We start from the raw sequence: 15294 nt of genomic DNA, 5'->3' as shown, positions 1-15294 counted from the left end.
TTTCCTATGATCACACATTTTCGCCAGGCCATAGAAGAAACGCTGCCCTGGCTTTCCTCTTTTGGCGCAGACCCAACGGGTGGAATGACCCGTTTACTTTATTCGCCGGAATGGCTGGAAACCCAGCAACAATTCAAAAAAAGAATGGCCGTCAGCGGGCTGGAAACACATTTCGACAAAGTGGGGAATTTATACGGCCGCCTGAGCGGCACCGAATACCCACAGGAAGTGGTTCTGAGCGGTTCGCATATCGATACCGTTGTTAACGGCGGTAACCTTGACGGGCAATTCGGCGCACTGGCGGCGTGGCTGGCAATTGACTGGCTGAAAACGCAATACGGCGCGCCGCTGCGTACAGTCGAAGTGGTGGCGATGGCAGAAGAAGAAGGCAGCCGCTTCCCATATGTCTTCTGGGGCAGTAAAAACATTTTCGGTCTGGCGAATCCTGACGATGTGCGGAATATCTGTGATGCCAAAGGCAACAGCTTCCTTGATGCGATGCTCGCCTGCGGATTTGCCCTGCCGAACACGCCGCTACCACCACGCGAGGACATCAAAGCCTTTGTCGAACTGCATATTGAACAAGGCTGTGTGCTGGAAAGTAATGGTCAATCAATTGGCATCGTGAATGCAATTGTCGGGCAACGTCGCTACACGGTGACGCTGAACGGCGAATCAAACCATGCAGGCACCACGCCGATGGGCTATCGTCGTGATACGGTCTACGCGTTCAGTCGCATTTGCAATCAAGCGGTTGAAAAAGCGAAAAAGATGGGCGATCCGCTGGTGCTCACCTTTGGCAAGGTGGAGCCGCGCCCGAATACGGTGAATGTGGTGCCGGGGAAAACCACTTTCACTATTGATTGTCGCCATACTGACGCCGCCGTGTTGCGTGATTTCACCCAACGGTTAGAAAACGACATGCGGGCGATTTGCGATGAAATGGATATCGGTATTGATATCGATTTATGGATGGATGAAGAACCCGTGCCAATGAACAAAGAACTGGTCGCCACCCTGACGGAGCTGTGCAAGAAGGAAGCCCTGAACTATCGGGTAATGCACAGCGGTGCCGGACACGACGCGCAAATTTTCGCGCCTCGCGTGCCGACCTGCATGATTTTCATTCCCAGCATTAACGGGATCAGCCATAACCCGGCGGAACGCACCAATATTAACGACCTTGCCGAAGGGGTCAAAACGTTGGCACTCATGCTTTATCAACTTGCCTGGCAGAAATAAGGAGTCATAAATGGGATATTTAAATAACGTCACGGGTTACCGCGATGATTTACTGGCTAACCGCGCGATTGTGAAACACGGTAATTTCGCACTGTTAACCCCAGACGGCCTGGTGAAAAATATTATTCCGGGCTTTGAAAATTGTGACTCGACGATCCTGTCTACACCAAAGCTGGGCGCTACGTTTGTCGATTATCTGGTCACGCTGCATCAAAACGGCGGTAATCAGCAGGGTTTCGGCGGCGATGGGATAGAAACTTTCCTGTATGTGATTTCTGGAAATATCACTGCCGAAGCTGAAGGGAAAAAATTTGACTTAAGCGAAGGTGGGTATCTGTATTGCCCGCCAGGTTCCTTAATGACGTTTGTTAATTCCCAGACCGAAGACAGCCAAATCTTCTTATATAAGCGCCGTTATATTCCGGTAGAAGGCCATGCGCCGTGGCTGATTTCTGGCAATGCAAATGAACTGGAACGTATTCACTATGAAGGTATGGACGATGTGATCCTGCTGGACTTCCTGCCAAAAGAGTTAGGCTTTGATATGAACATGCATATCCTCTCTTTTGCGCCAGGTGCCAGCCACGGTTATATCGAAACCCACGTTCAGGAACACGGTGCCTATATTCTTTCCGGTCAGGGGGTTTATAACCTCGACAATAACTGGATCCCAGTGAAAAAAGGCGATTACATCTTTATGGGCGCATATTCCTTGCAAGCCGGTTATGGCGTAGGGCGCGGTGAAGCGTTTAGTTATATTTATTCGAAAGATTGCAACCGCGACGTTGAAATTTAATTAATACCACTCTCGCTGAGATTTTTATTTTAGCTATGTTGGATTTCGCCACGGTTTATACCGTGGCTTTTTTTTCGCAACATTACCTGATGCGCTTCACTTATCAAGCCTACATGATAATTTTCGCGATTTCCAGGACGGAACCGGCATACACAACACGCACGTTGTCAGTAATCTGAACGGATGCGATATGAACCGCATCCACTTTATTAAGGTAAAAATCAGAGTTTAATTCCCTGACCTATTTTAATGGCACAGGCAATATTCCGCGCGCTGTTAAAGAGATTGGTTTCACCACTGGCAAGCACTTCGGCTAAAGGTGCCAGCCGCGGCAGTATACTGAAAACAGCGTCGATACCATATTGATGCACCACTTCCACGCCATCACCCAATACGCCAGCAATCCCAATCACCGGGACATTTAATTTCTTCGCCACTGACGCCACACCCAGCGGCGCTTTACCGCCTGCCGTTTGTGAGTCAATGCGCCCCTCACCGGTGATCACCAGCGCCGCACCTTGCACCGCCTGCGCAAGATTGACCGCATTTAACACAATATCAATACCCGGTTTGATATCCGCATTGAGAAACACTGCCGCCGCAATGCCCATTCCGCCCGCTGCGCCGCCACCTGCCATCTGGCAGACGTTAATTTCAGTTTGCTGTTGTAAAACACGGGCGTAATTTTGCAGCCCCTGTTCCAGCTCTTCGACCATTTCCGGCGTTGCCCCCTTTTGTGGGCCAAACACCGTAGCCGCACCGCGTGCCCCTACCAGCGGGTTATCGACATCGCACGCGACTTCGATATGGCAGCTCACCAGACGCGGATCGCGCTCCTCTATCTCAATGCTTGCCACACGGGCTAAATTACCGCCATTTGCCGCCAGCACCAGACCATCAGCATCGAGAAAACGCACACCGAGTGCCTGCGCCATGCCCATGCCGCCGTCTACCGTCGCGCTGCCGCCAATGCCGAGAATAATATGACGAATGCTGTTATCAAGCGCATGGCGAATTAACTCACCGGTGCCATAACTTGACGCCAGTAGCGGATTACGCTTTTCAGGTGCGACCAGCATCAGGCCACTTGCCGCCGCCATCTCGATCACCGCCGTTTTCCCATCCCCAGTAATGCCATAAAAAGCATTCACTTTTTCGCCCATCGGTCCACAGACTTCATGCGTCACGATTTTGCCGCCCGTCGCAGCAACCATCGCATCAACCGTCCCCTCTCCACCATCCGCTATCGGCAAACAGATATAGTGCGCATCGGGAAAGAGGGTCGAAAATCCAGCTTTAATTGCCTGACAACATTTTTCTGCACTTAAGCTCTCTTTAAAAGAGTCTGGCGCAATGACAATTTTCATTATTAATCCTTTTTCAACAAATTATTCGATGCGTTCCCACGGAATTAGATTATCCATAAGAACAGCCAGTAAAATTCCGACCAGTAGGCCGTTACTGAGTAGAGGACGAAGCGTTAATGGAAGATCTTGCAGATACACAGGCGGTAATGCCATTAAAAATATGCCGACAAATAACGGCAATGCGAGGCGATAAATATTGCGAGCGGTAAAAGTTATTTGCTGGCTAAATACCAGAGCAGAAAAGAGCAGCGGTAGATAAGAAACCAGCATAACCGCGCTACTCACCGGTAATGGAATACTACAGAACAGTCGTGTAAGTGCAGGAATCAGCGCCACCAGCAGACAAATAACGCTGCCATAAATAAACGAGCGTCGCGAGTAATCGCCGGTCTGGGTTAATAAACCAATTGATGAAACAAACGGCGAGAATGGAATTACCGACAACGGTACGGTTATCAAGGTCATAAATCCGGTCACCACAAAGCTGCGACGATAACGCGCATTCCCCGCGCCCTGTTGCGGATAAAAAACATCTGTACCGCGAATCGCACCGTAGGTATTACTGATATTAACCAGACCGGTAATCACCGCCGTCAGAATAATTCCCGGTGACAACGTGCCACCACTGCCGAGCGGGAACCACTGCCAGTGCAACTCACCGGAAAGCGAATGCGAGGACGAAAAGCAAAAATGCCATAACAACCACCCGGTTATCGTGCCGACCAGCAAGCCGTAACGGGCAAAACGTTGCGGCAGAAAGATAATCATCGCCAGCACCAGACACATTACCGCCACCGAGAGCGCGAACGGCGGTAACTGAATTTTAAAATCAGGATCGGCTATGCCAAACGGCAGCCCGAGCATACCTTTAAAAAAGATGCTGGTCAGTTGTGCGCCAAGCATCAGCATAAACAGCACCATCACCGTCGGGGTAAATAACCGCGCCAGGCGATGACCTAAGCCACTAACACCAATCATTATTGTCAGTACGCCGGAGAGCGCAATTCCCACCGCCAGACTGGTGGCGATATCGTTGATCGGTGTACCGCGCGACGCTTCTCCGAGGGTGATGGTGAGGATGGTTCCCCACCACAGGCCCCCCGGCCCTTCCATAATTGCGCGACGATGACCGCAGAATGCCTGAGCAAAGCAGGCCAGCGCGGTTGAGAGAAAAGCATATTGGGTGAGCGTAAGCAGGCTACTTTGCGGCAACTGAAAAGCCGAAAGCAACGTAGGAGGAACCACAACGGTGTTGCAAAAAATAAAGAAAAACCACTGAAACCCTGATAACAGGCTTTCGCGGCTGACTACAAAATTGAACATAAACACACCTTAACCGGAGAATGCCCGCACGCGGCGGGCATTGCAGGGGCCAGATTACTGCTGATGTTTAAGGATAAATTGACCTTTAGGCGCAACAGGGAAGCCCTGTTCGATGTCGTAAATCACATCACCACGTAAGATGGTTTTCGTGATACGCGCGCCAATGGTACGGCCAACATACGGGCTGACTTTGTGGCGATATTCCAAATCGTCATTGGTAAGAACATAGCTGCTATTCGGCTGAATGAAGACGAAGTCGGCATCTTTTCCTGGGGCGATACGGCCTTTTTGCTGCAAACCGAAAATATCCGCCGCATTGGTGGCCATTAATTTGCCAAACATGGCCAGAGACATACCACGTTTCTGTACCGCTTCATCGAACATCACGTCCATGCAGCTTTGCAGACCAGCGATACCGCCCCATGCTTTCATGATGTTACCGGCTTTCATTTCAGGAGGGCATGGAGAGTGGTCAGAAACCAGGCAGTCGATTTCACCGTTGAACAGTTTTTCCCACATGCCGTTCTGGTTTTCCAAATCGCGGATCGGCGGTGAACACTTCGCCAGAGTGCCTATTTCTTCAAACTGATCGGTATCCAGCACAAAGTAATGCGGGCAGGATTCACAGGTAACGTCCTGACCTTCCTGACGCGCACGAGTCACTTCTTCAACACCTTCCGGGCTGCTGATGTGGCAAACGTGCAGACGGCAACCGGCAACTTTTGCCAGATACAGTACGCGGCGAATCGCTTCCACTTCCGTAAATACCGGGCGCGAAGCGACATAGTCATGCGCGGTTACGCGGCCTTCACGCTTCGCTTCTTCGCCCAGTTCGTCACAGATCAGCGCGTTTTCGCAGTGCACCAGCACCGGCTGACCCAGTTCGCCCAGCTTCTGCGCGCCTTTGAAGAACTGCCAGTCATTGACGTCACGGAAGTCATTGTCGATACCGCGATCGCCACAGGTTGCGACGAAGCATTTGAAGCCGACAACGCCCACTTCATCCAGCTCATGCAGACGGTCGATGTTGTAAGACACCAGGCCACCGAGTTGTGCCGCATCGATAGTCAGCTTGCCTTTAGCGGCATCAAACTTCAGTTCAATAGAAGCGCGGTCAACGGTAGCTGGCAACTGGTTGAGCGGCATTTCGATCATGGTGGTAATACCGCCTTTTGCCGCTGCGCGAGTGCCGGTTTCATAACCTTCCCAGTGGCTGCGACCTGGCTCAGAAATATGGGTGTGCGCATCAACCATGCCCGGAGAGACCACCAGACCAGACGCATCCATAATTTCTTTTGCATCGCCCAGCTCCTGACCGATAGCGGCAATTTTTCCGCCTTTAACGGCGATATCTACAACGCGAGCTTCATTTTCTAAAATGACAGTGCCGTTTTTAATAATTAAATCAAAAGACATAACAAACTCCTTGTAAAATACAGATTGGTTTTTTAACTCAATGTTCAATATCGGGATTAATTAACCTGTGACTTTTTGTTCTCCTGTTTTTTCTATTGCTGTGCGTTTTTTTAATAAAGCGTAAGCCGCAAAGGCGACGATAACGCCGACAAACCATGAAATTCGAGATAATGGTTCCATGACCGGAATAAATTTACCGCCGAGAGATAAAATAACCGCCACCAGAGTTACTGAGAACGCGGTAAGGTTAAAGCCGTTATCGTAGTATTTAAAATCACCGGATGCGGTATACAATTCATCAAGATTAATTTGCCCACGCATGACCACGAAATAGTGAGCCATCATCACACCAATTACCGGCCCCAGCATTCCGCCGATAATATCGAGGAACAGATAAATACTGTCCTGATTTTCCATTAATTTCCACGGGCAGATCAGCAGGCTGATAATACTGGCAATCAGTACGCCGTTTTTATAGGTCAGTTTCGTCGGTGCAATAGCAGCAATCTGATAACCGGCCGGAATAATATTACCGGTGGCGTTAGTCGAAATGGTTGTCATCAGAATAACCAGTACCGCAAAGAATGAGGCGAACAGGCTGTCCCAACGTTGAACAATATCCAGCACGTTCCAGGTATCAGCGCCGTAATGAATACTGGCTCCGGCAATAATACTTACCCCAGCAACCGCAAACAGAATATAGGCCACGACCAGACCCAGCGTTTGCCCCAGCGCCTGCTCACGAAACGAGTGGGCGTTTTGCGTAAAGTCAGATGCGCTTACCGCCGGTGCTGCCCAGACCGCAACCACCGCGTTTATCACCACCAGGAACAGGAAACCACTGTTTTCTGCTTTCTGTACACCACTGGGGATGTAGTCGAGGATTGGACCGATCCCAACCAACGAAATCGCCCAAATCGCCATGCCACCGAAAACGATATAGATGCACGGGTTAAGAATGGCGGTGAATTTATTTAAAACTTTGCCGCCACCGAAGCCAATTCCAACGTTAACCAGCCAAAAAAACAAGAAGGTAATCAGGCCGGGTAGAGAAAGTCCTAACAGAGTGAAATCACCACCGAGAGTTAAAAACCCCGGCCAGATTTTGCCAATCAGGATCAAGCAGGCCAGTGACCCCGCGTAGCATTGCAGGCCAAACCACATGATAGCGGCAATACCACCTCTTAATAATCCGGGAAACAGTGCGCCACGTACACCGTAAGAAGCACGCAGGATCATGGCAAATGGTACGCCGTATTTACTGCCCGCCGCACCGTTTAATACCATTACCGCTGCAATAAAAAAGGCACTAAGGATAATTGCCAGCATAATACTAAAGGTAGACAAGCCGAGAATAAAAAAGCCACCTACCATTACGTAGTTGGGAACGTTATGTACCGACCCCATCCATAAGGTAAAATAGTTAAATGTTTTCCAGGTCCGCTGGTTTTGCGTTTTCGGTAATAGATCTTCGCTATAGCCACGTTGCTGGAATAGTTTTCTCTGATGTTCCATAAATCCCTCTTAATTTCACGTATTGAATAACGCTGTTTTAATCTAGCTATGAGGAACTAATAAAATAAAAAATAGATTTAATACTGAAGCAACATCGTTGGCTGCTTTCTTTTTTACTGCAGGCCGAATCAATTATTTGATATCGGCCATTATTTATTGCGGGCATCGTAGCTTCATCAGCCATGATGCTCATTTATCAGGCCAGTTTATGATTCGCCATTAATTCCAGCGCCTGCACTAACGCAGAGTGATCCAACTGGCTGCCGCCGTTTGCTGCACAGGTATTAAATAATTCCTGGCAGGTCGCGGTGTTTGGCAGATTCAGCGCCAGCGCTTTCGCACTTTGTAGCGCCAGGTTGAGATCTTTCTGGTGCAGAGCGATTTTGAAGCCCGGATTAAAGGTGCGTTTAATCATACGCTCTCCGTGAACTTCCAGAATGCGCGAGGAGGCAAAGCCGCCCATCAACGCCTGACGCACACGCACAGGATCAGCACCGGCTTTCGAAGCAAACAACAGGGCTTCAGAAACCGCTTCAATATTGAGCGCCACGATAATCTGGTTCGCCACTTTGCAGGTTTGACCGTCGCCGTTACCGCCCACGAGGGTGATATTTTTACCGAGCAGTTCAAACAGCGGTTTCACGCGTTCAAATACCGCTTCGTCACCGCCAACCATAATTGACAACGTCCCTTCACGCGCGCCAATTTCACCGCCGGAAACGGGCGCATCGAGATAATCACCACCCAGTTCATTTACCTGACGAGCAAAACGTTTAGTTTCAATCGGTGAAATAGAACTCATATCAACAATGGTTTTGCCCTTCAGCGCAGCTTTAGTACAGCCATTGTCACCAAACAGAACCTCTTCAACGTGCGGCGTATCCGGCACCATAATAAAAATGATGTCGGCAGCGTCCGTTACCTGGCGCGCGGTTTCGACATTAACGGCACCGAGTGACAGTAATTCATCAGCAACCGGTCCAATGGTCGTGACATGTAATTGATGACCGGCACGCGCCAGATTAATGGCCATCGGGGTGCCCATAATGCCTAAGCCAATAAATCCCAGTTTCATAATTAACCTCTTTTAAATGTCGCCATTCCTGAATTCAGACAACACGATCCCCTGCCGATGTTGCGGCCTAAAAAAGCATTGTCTGAACAGCGTTACGTTTTAACGGTACGGTTCCATCCAGCGTAAACCGGCTTCCGTAGTGGTTTGGGGTTTATATTCACACCCAACCCAACCGTTGTAGTCAGAATTTTCAATTACCGTAAAGAGATAATCGTAATTAATTTCTCCAGTTCCTGGTTCGCCGCGATGTGGATTATCAGCGATTTGCAGATGACCAATTTTATCGGCCCATTGGGTTATGGTATTGGTTAATTCACCTTCCATCCGTTGCATATGATAAATGTCATACTGGATTTTTACATTGCAGCAGCCAACATCTTCAATCAGTTTCAGTGCCTGCTGAGTTCCGGTGAGATGAAAACCAGGAATATCGAAATGGTTGATTGGCTCAATCAATAATAAAATATCTTCTTTCATCAGCATATTCGCGGCATAACGCAGATTTTCCACAAGCGTTGCGTGAATCTGTTCACTGCTGAAGCCTGCTGGTGTTTTCCCGACCAGACAGTTAACTTTTTTATTACCCAGCGCACGGGCATAACGAATCGCTGCTGCTACGCCATCACGAAACTCTTCTTCACGCCCTGGAATACAGGCAATACCCCGCTCGCCTGCCGCCCAGTCACCCGCCGGTAAATTATGCAGCGTATGTTCAAGTTTATTACTCGCCAGTACCTGTTTTAATTCTTCAATGTCGTAGTCATAAGGAAACATAAATTCAACACCGCGAAAACCACACTGAGCGGCTTTCTCAAAACGGCTGAGAAAATCATATTCGCCAAATAACATCGATAAATTAGCAGAGAAACGTAACATTATTTATCTCCCTTATTCATAGTGCATGAAACAGGTTTCCGTCGGCGCGTCCATTGCGTTATCCGCAATATCTTCAAATTCCATGACGTTATCCAGTTCACTGCCCATCGAAATATTAGTCACACGCTCCAGCATAATTTCCACTACCACCGGAACACGGTACTGATTCATTAAGGCTTTCGCCTGTTCAAAGGCCGGAGCAATATCTTCCGGTTTGAAGACGCGAATGGCTTTACAACCCAAACCTTCCGCTACTTTCACGTGGTCAACGCCGTAACCGTTCACATCACTGGAGTTAATATTTTCGAACGCGAGCTGTACGCAGTAATCCATATCAAATGCACGCTGCGACTGGCGAATCAGACCGAGATAGGCGTTATTGACCAGCACATGGATGTACGGAATGTTGAACTGTGCGCCAACGGCTAACTCTTCAATCAGGAACTGGAAGTCGAAGTCACCGGAAATCGCCACCACATTACGCTCTGGATCAGCCGCACACACGCCCAGCGCCGCCGGAATGGTCCAGCCCAGCGGGCCTGCCTGACCACAGTTGATCCAGTGACGGTCTTTAAAGACATGCAGCATTTGTGCAGCGGCAATTTGCGACAGACCAATAGTGGTGACATAGCAAACATCGCGTCCAAAGGCTTTGTTCATCTCTTCATACACGCGCTGCGGTTTCACCGGCACGTTGTCGAAGTGGGTTTTGCGCAGCAGAGTGCGTTTGCGCTGCTGGCACTCTGCAACCCACTCTTTACGACAAGGCAGACGCCCGGCTTTTTGCATCTCCTGCGCCACTTCAACCAGCAGCATCAGCGCCGCTTTAGCGTCAGAGACAATACCCAGATCCGGACACAGCACGCGGCCAATTTGTGTCGGCTCAATATCGATGTGGACGATTTTGCGCCCTTCGGTATATTTCTCTACCGAACCGGTATGACGGTTGGCAAAACGGTTACCAATACCAAACACCATGTCGGACGCCAGCAACGTTGCGTTACCGTAGCGATGCGCGGTTTGCAGCCCCACCATCCCGGCCATCAGTTCGTGATCGTCCGGAATACAGCCCCAGCCCATCAGCGTTGGGATCACCGGAACACTGGTCAGTTCAGCAAACTGTTGTAACAGCGCCGCGGCATCGGCGTTGATTACCCCGCCCCCGGCAACAATCACCGGACGTTCGGCCTGAATTAACATTTCTACCGCTTTTTCGATCTGCATACGGCTGGCAGCAGGTTTGTAGGCCGGCAGCGGTTCGTACATGTCAGGATCAAACTCGATTTCCGCAACCTGAACGTCGAACGGTAAATCCACCAGTACCGGCCCCGGACGACCAGAACGCATCAGGTGAAATGCCTGTTGCAGCACACGAGGCACCAGCGCCGCTTCACGTACAGTAACCGCCATTTTACTGACCGGTTTGGCGATAGCTTCGATATCCACCGCCTGGAAATCTTCTTTATGCAGACGAGCGCGCGGAGCCTGACCGGTAATGCACAAAATAGGAATGGAATCAGCAGAAGCAGAATAGAGCGCGGTGATCATGTCCGTGCCCGCAGGCCCGGAAGTCCCCAAACAAACGCCGATATTCCCTGCCGTTGCGCGGGTATAGCCTTCAGCCATGTGCGACGCACCTTCTACGTGACGCGCCAGGATGTGACGAATACCGCCGTGCTTACGCATCGCTGAATAGAAAGGGTTGATTGCTGCTCCCGGAACGCCGAAGGCAGTGGTGATACCTTCTTTCTCCAGCACATACATTGCCGCGTCAACGGCTCTCATTTTTGCCATTTTATTCCTACCTCTATTAATTGGAAAAATTTTCCAACTTTCATTTTTTGTCAAAAAAACCCGCTCCGCAGAGCGGGATGCGACAGACACTATGGATGTGCTTTCAGTCCCAACGCCGTACTAATATCGCGGGCGGTGTCTCTGACCAGCTCACCCTGGCTGACAAAACGATCTTCTGTCAGTCGTGATGAAGGCCCGGAGATAGAGATAGCGGCAACAACACTACCTACATCGTCGTAAATTGCTGAAGCTATGCAATTCAGGCCTACAACATGCTCTTCTTTATCTACGGTATAGCCCAGTTCACGCGCTTGTTCCAGGTCCTTCAGCAAGGTGGGCATATCCACAAGCGTCGTTGGCGTAAACTGCTGCAAACCGGTTTGCAGGATGATGCTCATCAGCTCCTCTTCCGCCAGCGGATAAAGCAGCGCCTTGCCTGCGCCGGAAGCATGTAACGGCAGACGACTGCCCAGCGGCGCGCACATCCTGACCATCGATTTACACTCTAACTGACCAATTAAAACCGCTTCATTGCCGTTACGAATTGCGACATTGACCGTCTCGCCGGAAAGCAACATCAGGCGGCGCATAAACGGCCCGGCAACGGAGAGGACATCGCGGTTATGGATGTACGCCGCGCCGACGTTAAAGACACCTAATCCTATATGCCACCAGCCTAACTGACTGTCCTGATAGACAAAATCCGCTGCCTGTAAAACCTTCAGCAAGCGAAAGGTCGTTGAGAGCGGCAAATCCAGATTGAGAGAAATATCGCTAACCGATGAACTTCCCCCACTTTTTTCCAGATATTGCAGGATCGCAATTCCCCGTTCTAACGCCTGTGCGCCCTTCTGTGCCACAGGCTCTGCCTGTCCTGGCCTGCCGCGCCGTCTAACTTCCGTCATACCTACGTTAACTCCGACCTACAAGTGAGCATAAACAATGAACAATTAGTTTATCTTATGCAAGTCGGTTCCAGGCGTCACGCAAAACAGAGTTCCTGTTCAGGAATACTTTCGACATCACAGTTGTCACTGCCGCCGCGATCGATGGTCAGAAAATCGGTAACCTGCTGCCAGGCGAAAAGCGGATGGTGCCAGACATTACGATGGTAATTCACCCCCTGCTCACCGTTGGTGATAAACGCCCGCAGCGTTGACAGATCTGGGGTTTCATCACCTGACGCCACGACCACCACAAACGCTTCCCCTTTCAACGGAATAAATGCCTGGGTGCCCAACGGATGGCGTTCGAGTTCGTGGATGGTCAGCGGCAGATTCGCCGGTTGCGCGCGGTTAATGCTGATAAGCGTCCGGTCTTGCTCAAGAATCTCAACGAGCGCCAAATCGTGATAACGCTCCACCAGTCCATTGTTTATATGGAAAAAATCCCGTTGCTGCGTTTCGATAACGTCGCCATAAGCACTGAAGGCTTCCTGACTTAACGGTAATACCTGAAGTTTCATCTTTTTGTCCTTGTAACATAATTCCGTTCAACCACCGCCGACCGGTCAGCCAGGTTTCAATAACAGGCAATCTAAAACCTTAAGAGAACAACATCAATACAAAAGTTGGAATATTTTTCCAAAACCAGATTTAGTCCACAAATCACGCAGGGTTATCATGTGAAAATACAGGTAAATCAAAGGACAGGAAAATCACGCAACTTGCTGATTTAAATTGGGATACCTGAAGATGTTTGATCCAGAAACCTTGCGAACTTTTATTGCTGTTGCTGAAACAGGAAGTTTTTCAAAAGCGGCTGAACGATTATGTAAAACCACGGCGACTATCAGTTATCGCATTAAACTTCTGGAAGAGAATACCGGGGTGGCGTTGTTTTTCCGCACGACTCGCAGCGTGACGTTGACAGCGGCAGGCGAGCATCTGCTTTGTCAGGCCAGAGACTGGCTGAGCTGGCTGGAAAGTATGCCCAGCGAGCTGCAACAGGTGAATGATGGCGTGGAACGCCAGGTGAATATCGTCATCAACAACCTGCTCTACACCCCCCAGGCCGTCGCCCAACTGCTGGCGTGGCTGAATGAACGTTATCCCTTTACCCAGTTTCACATCTCCCGACAAATCTATATGGGTGTCTGGGATTCGCTATTGTACGAAGGCTTTTCCCTGGCTATCGGCGTCACGGGGACCGAAGCACTGGCAAATACTTTTAGCCTTGATCCTTTAGGTTCGGTGCAATGGCGCTTTGTTATCGCGGCGGATCATCCGCTGGCGAACGTTGAAGAGCCGCTAACAGAAGCGCAGTTACGGCGCTTTCCGGCGGTCAATATTGAAGACAGCGCCCGAACCTTAACCAAACGCGTCGCCTGGCGTTTGCCGGGACAAAAGGAAATTATTGTTCCTGATATGGAAACGAAAATCGCCGCCCATCTGGCGGGCGTTGGCATTGGTTTTTTGCCAAAATCACTTTGCCAGTCGATGATTGATAATCAACAACTGGTCAGCCGGGTCATCCCGACGATGCGCCCTCCTTCGCCATTAAGTCTGGCATGGCGCAAGTTTGGCAGCGGCAAAGCGGTGGAAGATATTGTGACCTTGTTTACCCAGCGCAGGCCGGAAATCAGCGGTTTTTTAGAAATTTTCGGCAACCCTCGTAGTTAAAAATCAAGTTTCCTTGCGCGTTGGCGCGTAAAATAGCGCGCAAGCTGATTTGAGGTTCACTTTTTACTATGCAAGAGAGATACACGGAACAGGACTATCGTGCCCTGCTGATTGCTGATACGCCCATTATTGATGTTCGTGCCCCCATCGAGTTTGAGCAAGGCGCAATGCCCGCCGCTATCAACCTGCCGTTAATGAATAACGATGAACGCGCCGCCGTTGGCACCTGCTATAAACAGCAAGGATCAGAGGCGGCGCTGGCGTTGGGGCATAAACTGGTGGCGGGTGAAATTCGTCAGCATCGCATGGACGCCTGGCGGGCAGCGTGCCTGCAAAATCCACAAGGTATTCTCTGCTGCGCCCGCGGTGGTCAACGTTCACATATTGTGCAACGCTGGCTGCATGACGCAGGGATTGATTATCCGCTGGTGGAAGGCGGTTATAAGGCACTGCGCCAGACCGCGATTCAGGCGACCATTGAACTGTCAAAAAAACCGATAGTGCTGATTGGCGGTTGTACCGGCAGCGGCAAAACGCTGTTAGTGCAACAGCAACCGAACGGTGTTGATCTGGAAGGGCTGGCGCGCCATCGTGGTTCTGCTTTTGGTCGCACGTTACAACCACAACTTAGCCAGGCGAGTTTTGAAAACCTGCTGGCCGCCGAAATGCTAAAAACCGACGCCCGTCAGGATCTGCACCTGTGGGTGCTGGAAGATGAAAGCCGGATGATTGGTTCAAATCACCTTCCGGAATGTCTGCGCGAGCGAATGACCCAGGCGGCGATTGCGGTGGTGGAAGACCCGTTTGAGATCCGTCTTGAACGCCTGAACGAAGAGTATTTCCTGCGTATGCATCATGATTTTACCCATGCATATGGTGAAGAACAGGGCTGGCAAGAGTATTGCGAGTACCTGCATCATGGGCTTTCAGCAATTAAACGTCGGCTGGGATTACAGCGCTATAACGAACTGGCGGCACGGCTGGATGCGGCGCTGACAACGCAACTCGCAACCGGCAGCACCGACGGTCATATGGCCTGGCTGGTGCCGCTGCTTGAAGAGTATTACGACCCGATGTATCGCTATCAGCTTGAGAAAAAAGCGGAAAAAGTTGTCTTTCGCGGTGAGTGGGCGGAAGTGATGGAGTGGGTGAAGGCGCAGTGATGGGCGGCATTCTGTGCACGTTGTTCATGCCGGATGCGGCGTAAACGCCTTATCCGGCCTACATTTTGCCCGTAGACCGTAGGCCTGATAAGACGCGCAAAGCGTC

The 15294-nt window shown here is 50.3% G+C and carries 13 protein-coding genes; 4 read left to right on the top strand and 9 right to left on the bottom strand.

From position 1 onward, the window contains the following. The first annotated feature begins 6 nt into the window (after positions 1-6). A complete protein-coding gene (gene allC, locus BEA93_RS13360; RefSeq protein ID WP_061090767.1) occupies positions 7-1242 on the top strand; it encodes an allantoate deiminase in 1236 nt (411 codons plus the stop codon). A gap of 10 nt (positions 1243-1252) precedes the next feature. Next, a complete protein-coding gene (gene allE / locus BEA93_RS13355) occupies positions 1253-2038 on the top strand; it encodes a (S)-ureidoglycine aminohydrolase (RefSeq protein ID WP_105225101.1) in 786 nt (261 codons plus the stop codon). A gap of 221 nt (positions 2039-2259) precedes the next feature. On the opposite strand, the gene glxK is transcribed toward allE, so the two are convergent. The 9 genes from glxK to allA form a co-directional block, all read right to left on the bottom strand. Beyond that, positions 2260-3405, bottom strand: coding sequence for a glycerate 3-kinase (gene glxK / locus BEA93_RS13350; RefSeq protein ID WP_001515924.1), 1146 nt, complete (start codon positions 3403-3405; stop codon positions 2260-2262). A gap of 21 nt (positions 3406-3426) precedes the next feature. Then, entirely contained in the window at positions 3427-4728 is a 1302-nt protein-coding gene (locus BEA93_RS13345; protein WP_001515923.1) for a uracil/xanthine transporter, read from the bottom strand. 54 nt (positions 4729-4782) lie between these two features. Further along, the gene (gene allB / locus BEA93_RS13340; protein ID WP_000006909.1) at positions 4783-6144 is read right to left on the bottom strand and encodes an allantoinase AllB; all 1362 of its coding nucleotides are present in this window, start codon (positions 6142-6144) and stop codon (positions 4783-4785) included. A gap of 60 nt (positions 6145-6204) precedes the next feature. Next, entirely contained in the window at positions 6205-7659 is a 1455-nt protein-coding gene (locus BEA93_RS13335; RefSeq protein WP_105225100.1) for an allantoin transporter, read from the bottom strand. Positions 7660-7855: 196 nt separating this feature from the next. Next, positions 7856-8734 carry a 2-hydroxy-3-oxopropionate reductase gene (gene glxR, locus BEA93_RS13330; RefSeq protein ID WP_016248432.1) on the bottom strand — a complete coding sequence of 293 codons (879 nt, stop codon included), beginning with the start codon at positions 8732-8734 and terminating at the stop codon, positions 7856-7858. A gap of 99 nt (positions 8735-8833) precedes the next feature. Then, a complete protein-coding gene (gene hyi, locus BEA93_RS13325; protein WP_000943579.1) occupies positions 8834-9610 on the bottom strand; it encodes a hydroxypyruvate isomerase in 777 nt (258 codons plus the stop codon). Positions 9611-9622: 12 nt separating this feature from the next. Beyond that, positions 9623-11404 carry a glyoxylate carboligase gene (gene gcl, locus BEA93_RS13320; protein WP_105225099.1) on the bottom strand — a complete coding sequence of 594 codons (1782 nt, stop codon included), beginning with the start codon at positions 11402-11404 and terminating at the stop codon, positions 9623-9625. 89 nt (positions 11405-11493) lie between these two features. Next, entirely contained in the window at positions 11494-12309 is an 816-nt protein-coding gene (gene allR, locus BEA93_RS13315; protein WP_000141275.1) for an HTH-type transcriptional repressor AllR, read from the bottom strand. Positions 12310-12386: 77 nt separating this feature from the next. Further along, complete coding sequence (gene allA / locus BEA93_RS13310) at positions 12387-12869, bottom strand: ureidoglycolate lyase (protein WP_000776381.1); 483 nt, start codon at positions 12867-12869, stop codon at positions 12387-12389. Positions 12870-13098: 229 nt separating this feature from the next. Between allA and allS the strand changes: the two genes are divergently transcribed. Further along, a complete protein-coding gene (gene allS / locus BEA93_RS13305) occupies positions 13099-14025 on the top strand; it encodes an HTH-type transcriptional activator AllS (RefSeq protein ID WP_105225104.1) in 927 nt (308 codons plus the stop codon). Positions 14026-14093: 68 nt separating this feature from the next. After that, on the top strand, positions 14094-15188 hold the full coding sequence (mnmH, locus tag BEA93_RS13300; protein ID WP_001158163.1) for a tRNA 2-selenouridine(34) synthase MnmH: 1095 nt from the start codon (positions 14094-14096) through the stop codon (positions 15186-15188). Positions 15189-15294: the final 106 nt, after the last annotated feature.

It is taken from the genome of Escherichia sp. MOD1-EC5950 (genome assembly GCF_002965345.1).
GTDB classification, from domain to species: Bacteria; Pseudomonadota; Gammaproteobacteria; order Enterobacterales; family Enterobacteriaceae; genus Escherichia; species Escherichia marmotae.
The sequence above is the reverse complement of the archived record's forward strand: the minus strand, read 5'-3'. Positions and strand labels throughout refer to the sequence as shown.

Bases quoted from the DNA above. Each gene is read 5' to 3' on its own strand.
- allC (WP_061090767.1), top strand. From the start codon at position 7: ATGATCACACATTTTCGCCAGGCCATAGAAGAAACGCTGCCCTGGCTT.
- allE (WP_105225101.1), top strand. From the start codon at position 1,253: ATGGGATATTTAAATAACGTCACGGGTTACCGCGATGATTTACTGGCT.
- glxK (WP_001515924.1), bottom strand. From the start codon at position 3,405: ATGAAAATTGTCATTGCGCCAGACTCTTTTAAAGAGAGCTTAAGTGCA.
- BEA93_RS13345 (WP_001515923.1), bottom strand. From the start codon at position 4,728: ATGTTCAATTTTGTAGTCAGCCGCGAAAGCCTGTTATCAGGGTTTCAG.
- allB (WP_000006909.1), bottom strand. From the start codon at position 6,144: ATGTCTTTTGATTTAATTATTAAAAACGGCACTGTCATTTTAGAAAAT.
- BEA93_RS13335 (WP_105225100.1), bottom strand. From the start codon at position 7,659: ATGGAACATCAGAGAAAACTATTCCAGCAACGTGGCTATAGCGAAGAT.
- glxR (WP_016248432.1), bottom strand. From the start codon at position 8,734: ATGAAACTGGGATTTATTGGCTTAGGCATTATGGGCACCCCGATGGCC.
- hyi (WP_000943579.1), bottom strand. From the start codon at position 9,610: ATGTTACGTTTCTCTGCTAATTTATCGATGTTATTTGGCGAATATGAT.
- gcl (WP_105225099.1), bottom strand. From the start codon at position 11,404: ATGGCAAAAATGAGAGCCGTTGACGCGGCAATGTATGTGCTGGAGAAA.
- allR (WP_000141275.1), bottom strand. From the start codon at position 12,309: ATGACGGAAGTTAGACGGCGCGGCAGGCCAGGACAGGCAGAGCCTGTG.
- allA (WP_000776381.1), bottom strand. From the start codon at position 12,869: ATGAAACTTCAGGTATTACCGTTAAGTCAGGAAGCCTTCAGTGCTTAT.
- allS (WP_105225104.1), top strand. From the start codon at position 13,099: ATGTTTGATCCAGAAACCTTGCGAACTTTTATTGCTGTTGCTGAAACA.
- mnmH (WP_001158163.1), top strand. From the start codon at position 14,094: ATGCAAGAGAGATACACGGAACAGGACTATCGTGCCCTGCTGATTGCT.